9 protein-coding genes are annotated in these 12,341 nt (G+C 69.5%); 3 read left to right on the forward strand and 6 right to left on the reverse strand.

What is annotated here, in order from left to right; translation table 11 throughout:
- The first annotated feature begins 97 nt into the window (after window positions 1-97).
- The 3 genes from AB0J64_RS16015 (at window position 98) to AB0J64_RS16025 (ending at window position 3,409) form a co-directional block, all read left to right on the forward strand.
- Window positions 98-1,129: a PQQ-binding-like beta-propeller repeat protein gene (locus AB0J64_RS16015; RefSeq protein ID WP_364026805.1), complete on the forward strand. Its 1,032-nt coding sequence runs from the start codon at window positions 98-100 to the stop codon at window positions 1,127-1,129.
- A gap of 346 nt (window positions 1,130-1,475) precedes the next feature.
- The gene (locus AB0J64_RS16020; protein WP_364026808.1) at window positions 1,476-2,297 is read left to right on the forward strand and encodes a helix-turn-helix transcriptional regulator; all 822 of its coding nucleotides are present in this window, start codon (window positions 1,476-1,478) and stop codon (window positions 2,295-2,297) included.
- 77 nt (window positions 2,298-2,374) lie between these two features.
- Entirely contained in the window at window positions 2,375-3,409 is a 1,035-nt protein-coding gene (locus tag AB0J64_RS16025) for an aldehyde reductase (RefSeq protein WP_364026811.1), read from the forward strand.
- Between the two features lie 11 nt (window positions 3,410-3,420).
- Here the strand turns inward: AB0J64_RS16025 and AB0J64_RS16030 are convergent, their stop codons facing one another.
- From AB0J64_RS16030 to AB0J64_RS16055, 6 genes are all read right to left on the reverse strand, one after another.
- A complete protein-coding gene (locus AB0J64_RS16030; protein ID WP_364026814.1) occupies window positions 3,421-6,042 on the reverse strand; it encodes a ComEC/Rec2 family competence protein in 2,622 nt (873 codons plus the stop codon).
- Window position 6,043: 1 nt separating this feature from the next.
- A complete protein-coding gene (locus AB0J64_RS16035) occupies window positions 6,044-6,586 on the reverse strand; it encodes a ComEA family DNA-binding protein (protein ID WP_364026817.1) in 543 nt (180 codons plus the stop codon).
- 792 nt (window positions 6,587-7,378) lie between these two features.
- Window positions 7,379-8,263, reverse strand: a complete 885-nt coding sequence (locus AB0J64_RS16040) for a DegV family protein (protein WP_364026820.1) — start codon at window positions 8,261-8,263, stop codon at window positions 7,379-7,381.
- 13 nt (window positions 8,264-8,276) lie between these two features.
- Window positions 8,277-9,485 carry an amidohydrolase family protein gene (locus AB0J64_RS16045; protein ID WP_364026823.1) on the reverse strand — a complete coding sequence of 403 codons (1,209 nt, stop codon included), beginning with the start codon at window positions 9,483-9,485 and terminating at the stop codon, window positions 8,277-8,279.
- Between the two features lie 543 nt (window positions 9,486-10,028).
- A complete protein-coding gene (gene hflX / locus AB0J64_RS16050; RefSeq protein ID WP_364026825.1) occupies window positions 10,029-11,447 on the reverse strand; it encodes a GTPase HflX in 1,419 nt (472 codons plus the stop codon).
- 84 nt (window positions 11,448-11,531) lie between these two features.
- Window positions 11,532-12,221, reverse strand: coding sequence for a DUF4097 family beta strand repeat-containing protein (locus AB0J64_RS16055; RefSeq protein ID WP_364026828.1), 690 nt, complete (start codon window positions 12,219-12,221; stop codon window positions 11,532-11,534).
- Window positions 12,222-12,341: the final 120 nt, after the last annotated feature.

Genomic DNA, 12,341 nt, shown 5'->3' on the forward strand with positions numbered 1-12,341 from the left:
GCATGCCATGCGCCACCGACAACCCGGTACTTGAGAGCCCTTGGAGCACCATTGGCTCTGTCCGCGTGTAGCGGCAACGTTTGTAGACTCCGCGCTTATGGACTCCCCCCGGCCGCTGCACTGGTTCTCCGGTCACACCCATGACGCGGTCGACAAGCTCGCCATTCTGGATCAGCGAGTGGCCGGCGCCGACCGCGCCGGGACGGTTTGGACGTGGGACCTACGCACGGGCGAACGGCGGGCATGTCCTCTCGACCTGGACGCCGCCGCCCCGGAGGAGCAGATCCCCGATCTCCATGGAGACGTCCAGGAAGAGTACGAGGAGGTGAACCAGGCGGACTCGCACTACACCGTCTCGCTGCTGACGGCGGCCGAACTGAACGGCAGACCGGTCGTGGTGACCGGCGGAGGTTTTCGTGATCTCGCGGCAATTCTCGGCCCTGAATACGGTGGTGGGGCCGTCCGGGTCTGGGACCTGGAATCGGGCCGGAAGATCGGGCGGACGCTGACCGGCCCGGATACCGACATCTACTGCCTGGCGACCATCCCGTCCGGGCGAGGGCTCCTGACCGTCGCCCGCTACGAGGACGAGTTGGTCGCCTGGAACCTCGGCAACGGCGAACGCGTCGCGAGGATCCCGTCAGTCTCGGGAGCGGTCACCGCCGCCACCTTGGACGAACGGCCCGTCGCCGTCATCGCAGACCACGACGCCGGTCTCCGGGTGTGCGATCTACTGACCGGGGAACGCAGGACGGCGATCCCGGGCAGCGCCGGACTCAGGGCGAACGATGTCGCTGTCACCCGGGTGAAGGGCCGCACGGTGGCCTTGATCGCCGGGTCCGAACTGTCGATGTGGGACCTGGTCACCGGCGAGCGCGTCCACCTGCCCTCGGCCGGTCAGGAGCAGATTCCCTGCCACCTCGCGGTGTCGGGCACGCTCGCGGTGACCGGGGACGCGGACGGCTGCGCGCGGGTGTGGGATCTTACGACCGGCGAGCAGGTCGGCGAGAACCTGACCGGTCACCACGACCAGGTCTGTGCGGTGGCGATCGGCGACGTCGACGGCCGGCCGGTCGTTGCCACCGGAGGCCTTGAGGGCGGTGTCGGCGTGTGGAGGCCTCACGGTTGACGGTCAGCCGCCGGGAGGGCGGCGCATCGGATCCGAGCGCGGTTGCCGAACACCGCACACCAGGGTGCACGCCCGCCAAGGTAGATCGCTCCGATCGGGCCCGTGTCGATCGCCTTGGCTTGCGCAGGCCCAGCCAACCATCGTCCGCCGCAGTGGCGGAACCAGAACGACCACCGGCAACGTTGCCGCATCTCATCGACACACCAGCGCCAAGGCGGCCGTAGCGTCGCTGGAACCGGCGAACAAACTTTCTGCTTCTGACGGAAGCAACCACACCATCGACGCGAGACATCCTGGTAGTCGCAGGGACAGGAAGAACACGCACGTCGCGCCTATGGTGGTTGACATGGCAACCGGAAGCGAGCTGGGCGACTACCTGCGTTCCCGGCGTGAGCGCGTGCGTCCGGAAGACGTCGGTCAGCCCGGCGGCGACCGGCGCCGGGTGCCGGGCCTGCGCCGTGAGGAGGTCGCCCTTCTCGCGGGGATCAGCACCGAGTACTACCTCCGTCTTGAGCAGGGCCGCGACCGTCACCCTTCAGAGCAGGTCCTTCACGGCATCGCCCGTGCCTTGCTGCTGGACGGTGACGAGGAGACATACCTGCACGAGCTGGCCCGTCCCCCGCGCCCCAGATCGCGAAGGGCCGCGCGCCCGGCAAAGGTCAGCCCCGGTGTGGAGAGCCTGATCAACAGCTGGACCGCCACTCCAGCCCACGTCCACGGTCCGCACCTGGTCACGCTCGCCGCGAACCCCATGGCGGTCGCCTTGTGCCCGCACTTCGCGGTGGGTGTCAATGCACTGCGCGCCGCGTTCCTGGAGCCGGAGATGCGCGAGCTCTACCGCGACTGGGACGGGATGACGGTCAAGGCGGTGGCGTACCTGCGCTCCGTCGTCGGAGGCGGCGCGGACGACGATCCCCGGCTGGTCGGCCTGCTCGGCGAGCTGAGCCTGCGCAGCGACCGCTTCCGTACGCTGTGGGCGCGCAAGGAGGTGCGGCGCAAGACGAGCGGCGTCACTCGCATGCGCCATCCTCTGGTCGGAGATCTCGACCTGCACTACGAGAAGTTCGCCTTGCCGGAGGCTCCCGGCCAGATGCTCGTCACGTATCACGCGCCGGCCGGGAGTGACACCCGCGAGCGGCTCGACCTGCTGGCGCACCTCATCACCTGACCTGGCCTGACGGCCTGGCCCCCGCGCACCGGTGTGGGGGCCGGCTGTGCCATGCCCAAAATCACGCAAAGGACAACATGAACCACGAAACAGTGCTGGTGACGGGTGGCTCCGGTTTCCTTGCCACCCGCTGCATCGCCCAGGCCCTCCAGGCCGGATATCGGGTACGTACCTCAGTCCGCACCCTGGGACGCGAGGGCAGGATCCGCAAGGACATCGAGCGGGTGGGCGTACCGGCCGGAGACGCCCTGACGTTCGTCACCGCCGACCTGACCTCGGACAGCGGTTGGCCAGAGGCCGTCGCCGGCTGCGACTACGTCTTGCACGTGGCTTCCCCCTTCCCCCAGAACCAGCCGGAGAACGAGGACGACCTGATCGTGCCCGCGCGGGAGGGGACCCTACGTGTGCTGCGCGCCGCGAGAGAGGCGAAGGTACGCCGGGTGGTGATCACCTCCTCCTTCGCCGCCGTCGGCTACGGGCATCCCGACACGGACCGCCCGTTCACCGAGGACGACTGGACGGACATCGACGGCGGCGTATCCCCGTACATCACATCCAAGACCTTGGCGGAACGGGCCGCTTGGGACTTCATGGCCCGCGAGGGCGGCCCCATGGAGCTGTCGGTGATCAATCCCGTAGGCATCTTCGGCCCGGTGCTCGGGCCGGACCACGCCGCGTCGATCAACATGATCAAGATGCTGATGAACGGCGACATGCCCGGCACTCCACGCCTGTCCTTCGCGGTCGTTGACGTACGCGACGCCGCCGATCTCCACCTGCGCGCGATGACGAGCAGGTCCGCGGCCGGGCAGCGCTTCCTGGCCGCCGCCGGAGATCCCCTCTCCCTGCACGACATCGCCCTGATCCTCCGCCGCCGCCTGGGCGAGGCCGCTCGCCACGTGCCCTCGGAGATCCTCCCGGACGAGGCGGTACGTGAGGCCGCACGCACCCACCCTGCGATGCGCGAGACGGCCGACAACCTCGGCAAGGTCCGCCACCTCAGCACCGCCAAAGCCCGCCGCCTGCTCGGATGGACCCCACGCTCCAGCGAAGAGACGGTCACGTCCACGGCCGAGAGCCTCCTCCGTCACGGCCTCCTCAGGCAGGTCTGACGGCGCGGAGGCTACGGGCCACGCGAAACCACGGCCATCTTCCCTTCCCGCTCCACGACAGCAAGGTCGCCGGATTTGTCGGTCCGGTAGACGTTTGCCCCCAGTCGGCGGAGGAGGGCGAGCGTGGACAGGGCCGGGTGGCCGTAGTCGTTGCCGGCTCCCACGCTGATCAACGCGGCCCGCGCGCCGACGGCCGACAGGAAGGCCGGGGACTGCCTGTTGGATCCGTGGTGCGGGGTCTTGAGGATGTCAGCCCGTACCGCAACCCGCCGCAACAACTCCTCCTGCGCCTCCGTCTCCAGGTCCCCGCTCAGCAGGATCGAGCCGGACCGCCAGCGCACATGGACGACCACGCTGGAGTTGTTGATCTCGCTGCCCTCCCCCTGCCCGTTCATCTCGCTCTGAGCGGGGTCGGGGCCGAGCACGGTCAGCTCCGACGGACCGAACCGCCAACCCGTCCCTGGCGATGCCGTCCACTCCGGTATGTGGTGGCGTGCCAGTGTGGCCGAGATGTGAGCGCTGGATCGAGCACCGGTCCGTTGCGGGCTGACGACCACGGCTCCGACGCGCCGGTTCCTGAGCACGCCCGCGAGGCCATCCACGTGGTCGGCATGCGGGTGGGTGAGGATGAGCAGCGGTACGTCGTCAACGCCGACCCTGCGCAGGCACCGGTCCATGACGACCGGATCAGGCCCGGTGTCGACCACGACGCCTCGTCCCGGCCCCGCCGCCACGACAAGGCCGTCCCCTTGGCCGACATCGCACATCACCATCAGCCACCCCTTGGGCGGCCACGAACCGGCGATGGGCCGGATCACCAGCACCGCCACCAAGGCAGCACCGGCCACCGTCAGCGCCACCGCCCTCCAGGCCCGCCGCCGCAGGATCGGGATCGCGACCGCCACCACGACCAGGAGCAATCCCAATCCTGGAAGGCCACCGGGCCACGGCACGGTGGCGAACGGCAGGTTGACCGTCCAGCGGGCCACCGTGACGATCCACCCGACCGCGTAACCAGCCGGAATCACCAGAAGCCTGGCGCCTCCGGGCCACACGGGCGCCACCAGGGCGGCACCGAACCCGAGCAGCGTCGCAGGCGCCACCGCCGGAGCCACGAGCAGGTTGGCGACCACCGCGACAGGGGTCAGTTGTCCCGCCATCAGCACGAGAACGGGCGTCACCGCCAGTTGCGCGGCCACCGGCACAGCGACAGCCTCGGCCATCCAGCGCGGCAACCGATACGCCCCTTGGGAACTGCCGCCGCCACCCCATGACACATCTCTCTCTGAGCCGGCGGTCTCGCCCCTCGGCGACGACAAGCGGTCGCGCCAGCGTGGGGCGAGGACGAGAATGCCCGCGGTTGCCGCGACCGAGAGGGCGAAGCCGTACGAGCGGGCCAACTCGGGAGCGAACAGCACCAAGAGGAGGACCGTTGCCGACAGAGCCGCCAGACCGTCCTTCGAGCGGCCTGTGCCCAGCGCGACGGCGGCGGCCAGGCCCATGAGGAGGGCACGGAGGACACTCGGCGACGGGCGGGCGACCACAGCGAAGGCGAGCATCGCGATGGCCGCGAAGACAGCTCTCAGGGGGAGGGGGAGCCCGAGGAGGCGAGACAGGGCGAGGGTGGCGCCTGCCACGATTGCCAGGTTTGCACCGCTTACGGCGTTCAAGTGGCTCAGTCCTGCCTCCTTGAGGTCGGCCGTCACCTGAGGGTCCATGCGTGAGACATCACCGACGACCAATCCCGGCAGGAGTCCTCGCTGATCGGCGGGAAGAGCGTCGGCGGCGGCTCGCAAGCCCGACCTGAGGGTGCCCGCCGCCGCCTGGAGACCGGACGGGGCTGTCAGGACCCGGGGGCGACCTTGCACCAGGAGGATGGCTGCAACGAGGTCCCCGGGACTCGGCCTGGCCAGGCGGCCGGTGACCTCAAGGTGCTGGCTGGGGAGAAAGGCGCTCCAGTCGTGTCCGTGGGCGAAGACGGTGATCGGGACGTTGACGGACTCTCGGGTACGGGCCGTTTGAATGAGCTCCAGGGTGGCTGGGATCACGTAGCTCTCTTGGTTGACGTGGCCGCTTCTGTTCGCTCTCCGCTTGGGGTCGTCTGTCAGGGCGATCTGGGCGGTTACAGAGGTGTTCTTCCTGGCCAGGTCGGCCGCCGGGCCGGTGCTCAGGGCATGGACTCGGAAGGCGACCGACGCCGAGGCCGCGGCGGCGCAGATGAGCGTGGCGATGCTGATGTTGCGCCATGGGGCCGAGAGGGCCGATCGCCGTGCCTCCCGCTGGAGCCCGGAAAGCCGGTCGGCGAGCCTCGTTCGTCCGGCCAGCGACTGGGTGAACAACATCATGAGCCGGGCGTGCCAGGCTACGGCCGTCGCGGCCAGGGCTGCGGATATGGCGACGATCAGGCCTGTGCGGGCAGAGCAGCCTAGTAGCGTCAGGGCACTCGCCCAGGCGGCCAGCGCGGGCAGGATGAGTGGCCAGGCATGTTCACGCTTGTCGTCGGCCTGATCCAGGCGGGTTGCTTCGGTGTTCTTGCCGTTTCCGTCGTCAGCCCAGCCGCCGCCTGGTGGGGCACTGTCGGGATCCAGGCTCGTACGTGCTGGGCGGGTGTCACCGGTGCGCGGAGTGGCCATGTCAGACGCTGACCCTCGCCTTGAGCTCGTCGAACTTTCGTGGGCCTATTCCCGTCACCTCGCGTAGCTGCTCAATTGCGGTGAAACCACCGTGAGAGTCGCGGAACTCGGTGATGCGGGCTGCCAGGACCTCCCCTACGCCGGGAAGCTGTTCGAGTTGGTCGGTCGTGGCGGAGTTGAGGTTGAGCACGGCGGTGGCGACCGGGTCCGTGACGGGGGATCCGGGGGCCGCCTGGGTGGCGGTGCCGCCTACGACTATCTGCTCGCCGTCGATCAGGCGTCTGGCGAGGTTGAGTGAGCCGGTGGAGGCGCCGCGTGACGCGCCCCCTGCCGCCGTCACGGCGTCCGTGACCCGGGAGCCTGAAGGGAGTTGGTAGACGCCGGGTTTGTGGATCTTTCCGGTGACGTGGACGGTGACCTTGGCCGGGGCGGTCGGCGACGGGGTCGTGTGTGCGGCGATCGGAGTGGGCGGTGGCAAGGGCTCTGGTGAGGGCTGGGAACGCCAGAGGAAGAAGGCCGCGACCGCGGCGGCGAGGGCTCCCACGGCCAGCAGAACCCGAAGACCAGGCTTGCCTGGGTCGAGGGCCGGGGCCTGGGCGGCGAGGACCGCTCGGAATGCCTGGAAGGTGGGTGGTACGGAGGCAGATCCGCCGCTCCTTCGGTGTGGTGGGGCCGAAGCGTTCGGCCGCTCTTCGTGGGGTTCGGGGGAGGTGGTGTCCTCATCCCATCCGCCCGTCGCACCGGAGGATGAGGGCACGGCGGCGGGAACCCGACGGCCCCTCTCCTGAGGGCTCTCGATCTCACGACCTCTCTGCTGGAGGCCGGGTGACGGCCATCCGGCCTGCCGGCCACTCCCCTGAGGGCTGTATGGGTGCCGTCCACCTTGGCGACTTCTGCCTCCAGATGCGGATGGAACATCATGAGCCCGAACCTCGGCCGGCTCGCCCGTGCCGCCGGCGAGCCGGCCGAGAGGATGGCGGGGGCGGCGGGAAGGCGCGTTGATCGACCGTAGCCGGGACTCGGCTATGGTCCGCTCTGCCGTGGGATCGGGGGTTCGCACGGCAGCGAACGTATGTTCTCAGCGGTCGCCGCCGAGGCCCCGAATCCCGTTCTGGGGATGGAGAGGAGAGGGGCGCAGGGGGCTGTGGACAACGGCCCAGGGTGATCGAAGGGCTGGGGTCTCGCCCAAGGGCGAGGACATGCGGGTCCAGCGTCCAAGGGCTTAAGGTCCGTACGCGAGACCGACCGGCACAGAGCTACAGGTCAACGGAGCTGCAGGTCAACGGAGCTACAGGTCAACGGAGCTGCAGGTCAACGGAGCTACAGGTCAACGGAGCTACAGGTCGGACGACGTGACCGTGAGGCCGAGCATGCCGGGGCCCACGTGGGCGCCGATCACCGCCCCGAGCTCCACCACCCGCAACTCCACCAGACCGGCCAGCCGCTTCGGCAGGCGCTCTGCCAGTGCCTCGGCCCGTTCCCTTGCTCCCAGGTGCTGTACGGCCACCTCCACGGGCCCCTCGCCCGCCGCCCGGACGGCCAGGTCCTCCAGGCGGGCGATGGCGCGCGACGACGTACGGACCTTCTCCAGGAGCGAGATGCGACCGTCCACGATGTGGAGCAACGGCTTGATCATGAGGGCGGATCCGACGAGGGAGGCGGCCGTGCCGATGCGGCCGCCGCGACGCAGGTGGTCGAGGGTGTCGACGTAGAAGAACGACCGGGTGGTCTCCATGCGGCGGCGGGCGGCCGATGCCGCCTCCTCCAGGGAGGCGCCGCTCGCGGCGGCGCGGGCGGCGGCCAGGACCGGATAGCCGAGACCCATGGCGATCGAACGGCTGTCGATCACTTCCACGGGTACGGGTGCCCGGCCGGCCGCCGTCTGGGCGGACTCGACGGTGCCCGAGAGCTCCCGGGACAGGTGGATCGAGACGATGCCGGTCGCACCCGCGGCCGCCAGGGAGGAGTAGCAGGACGCGAAGCTCTCCGGCGAGGGGCGGGAGGTGCTGGCGGAGGCGAGGTCGCCCGTGAAAGAGCCTGCGTGGCGCAAGCCGCCGCCCGCCCCGAGGGGAGGCTCGCCTGAGGCGGCCCCGTCGATCCCGAACGAGGGCTCGTCGTACGACACACCCCCGGCGATCACCTGCACCGGCACCACCGCGACACCCGGCACATCCGCCAGATAGGCCGTCGAATCCGTGACGACGGCGACCAAGGGCGGCACGACCCGGGGCCGACTACTGGACGGGCGTCCCACCCCGCCACACCCGGCGCGGCTTGAGCCCGAAGGACCAGGCGAAGGCGCCCTCGTGGTCGGCGTCCCACTGGACGATGTCCGCCAGCCGGCCCGGCGCCAGGACGCCGCGGTCAGGAGCGCCGAGGACGGTGGCGCCGCCGAGGGTGGCGGCGCGCAGGGCGTCGTTGACGCTCATCCCGAAGGCCGACACCGCCATGGCGATGACCAGGGACATCGAGGTGATGCCGCAGTAGCCGGGGTTGTGGTCGCTGCCGAGGGCGATCTGCACGCCGTGCTTGATCATCTGGCGGACCGGCGGGAGATGGCCGCGCTGGAGAGCGGTGGCCGGGCAGACGACGGCGGGCACGCCGTAGCGGGACATGATCGCGATGTCCTCGTCCGACATGTGGTGCAGCCCGTCGGCGGAGGCGCAGCCGAGCTCGGCGGCCAGCTGGACGGCGCCGCGGCGGCTGTAGAGGCCGGCGTGGATGCGCGGCAGCAGCCCGACGTTGCGCCCCGAGGCGAGCACCCAGCGGGACTCCTCGGTGGTGAAGTGGCCCTCGTCGCAGTAGACGTCGACGCTGTCGGCGCCCGCCGCGGCCGCGTCGGCGCACCAGGCGCCCACGGCCTCGACGTATTCGCGCTGCCGCCCGAAGTACTCGGGCGGCACGACCTGCGCGGCCAGGAACGTGACGTGCACCCGCGGCATCATCGGCTCCTTCTCCAGCTCGCGCAGGAGTCGGACGTCGGCCAGCTCGCCGTCGCGGGTGAGGTGGTAGCCGGTCTTGGCCTCGACCGTGGTGGTGCCGCTGAGCAGCCAGCTGCGCAGCCGCTCGCGTACGCCGTTGCAGAGGGTCCACGGGTCGGTGCCGCGGGTCACCGTGACGGTCGAGCCCACGCCGCCGCCCGCCGCGGTGATCGAGGCCGAGGTGGAGCCGCCGGTGCGGATGGCCAGCTCGGCGTAGCGGTTGCCGGCGTAGACGGGATGGGTGTGGGCGTCGATGAGACCGGGCGTGACGAGCGCGCCGCCCAGGTTTTCGACGTGGTCGACGTCGACGATGTCGTCGACGACCCCGGGCACGCTCTGCGGCAGGTCGGGCGCCCGCCCGACCCACGCGATGCGATCGTTGTGCACGAGGATGGCCGCGTTGCTGAGGACCTCGTTGCCGGTCCAGAGGCGGCCGATGTTGGTCAGCAGTCGAACGGTCACCGCATCACCGCCTCGCGTGAGCCCCCACTCGCGCACCGGCATGAGCGCAGCGCACAGCGCACGGCCTGTGCCGCGCCCACTGAGTCCGCTCCGGGTCCGGACGACATGGGGGGTCTCCTGCTCTCATCCGCATCTTGTTGGTGCGGTGACCGTATCGCCAGAGTCATGATCCAGCGATTTCAGTTCAGTTACGTTATTTCACAGCTGGGCTCGCTGTACAGGGTTATTCGGAAGAAAGCCCAATGATCCCAGCAGCCACCCAGCTCTACCTCGTCCCCACGGCCCCCGTTGACGACTTCGACACGTTGAGTCATCATCCGAAACCTAGAACCCGAAACCCAGAAACCCGATCACACCAGACCTACGATGGGCCTGGCCAATCTTAGCAACCCCTTGACTCGGGGACCACTGACGCTTTTGGGTAGGCATGCGTACTTTGCGGCGACGATCTACCCACCAAAGGCAACCGGGCGTCCCCACCGTACCGTGCCGATGGGGCCGCCCGGCCGTAATGCCGTAACTGCTACAAATTGCTACAAACCGCTAGGAGACGCGCTCCACGGGCTTGCCCACCCGGTCCAGCTCCTGCTGCAGGCCGGCCAGCACGCGGGCGTGCAGGATCGTGCCGTCCTCCACGTGCTCGACGGAGAGCACCTCACCCTCCTGGTGCGCCCGGGAGACCAGATCCCCTCTGTCGTACGGCACCAGCAGGTGAACCTCGTGGTCCAGCCGAGGCAGCTCCCGTTCGATGAGCGCCATCAGCTCGGGAATGCCGCGGCCCGTCCGGGCCGACACCACGACGCTGTCGCGCTCGCGCCGCATGATCCGATCGATCACGTCCTGATCGGCCGCGTCGGCCTTGTTGATCACGACGATCTCGCGTACGTCCGAGGCGCCGTCGATGTCGGCCAGCACCTCACGTACGGCGGCCAGCTGCCCCTCGGGGTCGGGGTGCGAGCCGTCCACCACGTGCAGGATCAGGTCGGCGTCGGCCACCTCCTCCAGCGTCGAGCGGAACGCCTCGACGAGCTGGTGCGGCAGATGCCGGACGAAGCCGACGGTGTCGGCGATCGTGAACAGCCGGCCTTCCGGCGTGCGCGCCCGGCGCACGGTCGGGTCGAGGGTGGCGAACAGCGCGTCCTCCACCAGCACGCCCGCCCCCGTGACGCGGTTGAGCAGCGAGGACTTGCCGGCGTTGGTGTAGCCGGCGATGGCCACGGCCGGGACCTCCCGCCGCTGGCGCCGGTGGCGCATGGTGTCGCGCGAGGTGGACATGCCGCTGATCTGGCGGCGCAGCTTGGCCATGCGCTCGCGGATGCGGCGGCGGTCCAGCTCGATCTTGGTCTCACCGGGGCCGCGGCCGCCGATGCCGACGCCGCCCGCGGCGCGACCGCCGACCTGCCTGGACAGGTTGCCACCCCAGCCGCGCAGGCGGGGCAGCAGGTACTGGAGCTGTGCCAGCTCGACCTGGGCCTTGCCCTCGCGGCTCTTGGCGTGCTGGGCGAAGATGTCGAGGATCAGCGCGGTGCGGTCGATGACCTTGACCTTGACCGTGTCTTCGAGCTGGCGGAGCTGGCCAGGGGTCAGCTCGCCGTCGCAGATGACGGTGTCGGCGCCGGTCGACTCGACCACGTCGCGCAGCTCGAGTGCCTTGCCGGAGCCGATGTAGGTGGCCGGGTCGGGCTTCTGGCGGCGCTGGATGAGCCCCTCGAGCACTTCGGAACCGGCCGTCTCGGCCAGGAGCTTCAGCTCGAGCAGGGAGTTTTCTGCGTCCTCCACGGTGCCGGAGGTCCAGACGCCGACGAGGACGACCCGCTCGAGTCGCAGCTGCCGGTACTCGACCTCGGAGACATCCTGGAGTTCGGTGGAGAGGCCCGCCACGCGGCGCAGCGCCTGGCGCTCCTCGAGGTCCATGTCGCCGTTCTCGAACTCGTCGAGGTCGAGTGCGGAGTAATCGTGCATACGTGTCATCTCTATTAGGGAACGTCTGGACACCTCGGTGTCTTCCCACGATGGTGGCACGAGATCCGCGCCGCAATCATCCGGTTATCCGGCCGACACCGTGACGTCGCCGGAGCCCGCGGTCAGCGAGAGCTTGTGCGGCGAGGCGCCGTCGTCCTTGACCGAGACCTTCGCGTCGCCGGACCCCACCTTGGTGTTCACGTCGTAGGACCCGTCGGGCACGGTGAGCGTGATGTCACCCGAGCCGGTCTTCAGCTCGGCGCTGTCGGGCGCGGCGGTGTACTTGAGCTCTATGTTCCCCGACCCCGCGTCGGCGAACACCTGCTTGCCCGCCAGCCCCGTGGCGTCCAGGTCGCCGGAACCGAGGTGTACGTCGAGCAGCCCGGTCAGGCGCCGGAGCGTGATGTTGCCCGAGCCCGTGTCCAGGTCGAGTGCCAGGCCCTTGGGGACTTCCACCTTGTAGTTGACCCCGCAGGAGCCCCACGATGCCTGGCAGTCGTAGTACACCGACAGCGTGTCGCCCTCCACCTTGTGCTTGGCCTGCGGCTTGTCATTGCTCCAGTAGAGCGTCTCGGTGACGCTGATCTGCGCCGCGTCCGACTCGTTGATCACCACGTCGCCCGACCCGCTCCTGAGCTGGAGCTTCTGCACCTTCTCCTTGACCTGGTACGTGACGGTGTCCTGGTTTTTCGGGCTCCCGATGCTCGCGAGCCCGCATCCGGTCAGCAGCAGAGCGGAGGCCAGCAGCCCGCCCGCGATCACGATCGTCCTCATGCCGTAAATCCTGTCCGGGTACGCCCCGGCCGGCATCGGGGATACCCCCGACGACTCCCCGAAGGGACCCCCACTTTTGACCGGGGAGCCTCCGGCGGAGTACCTTCACTTCCACAATCC

Source organism: Nonomuraea sp. NPDC049695 (assembly GCF_040674955.1).
GTDB lineage: Bacteria > Actinomycetota > Actinomycetes > Streptosporangiales > Streptosporangiaceae > Nonomuraea > Nonomuraea helvata.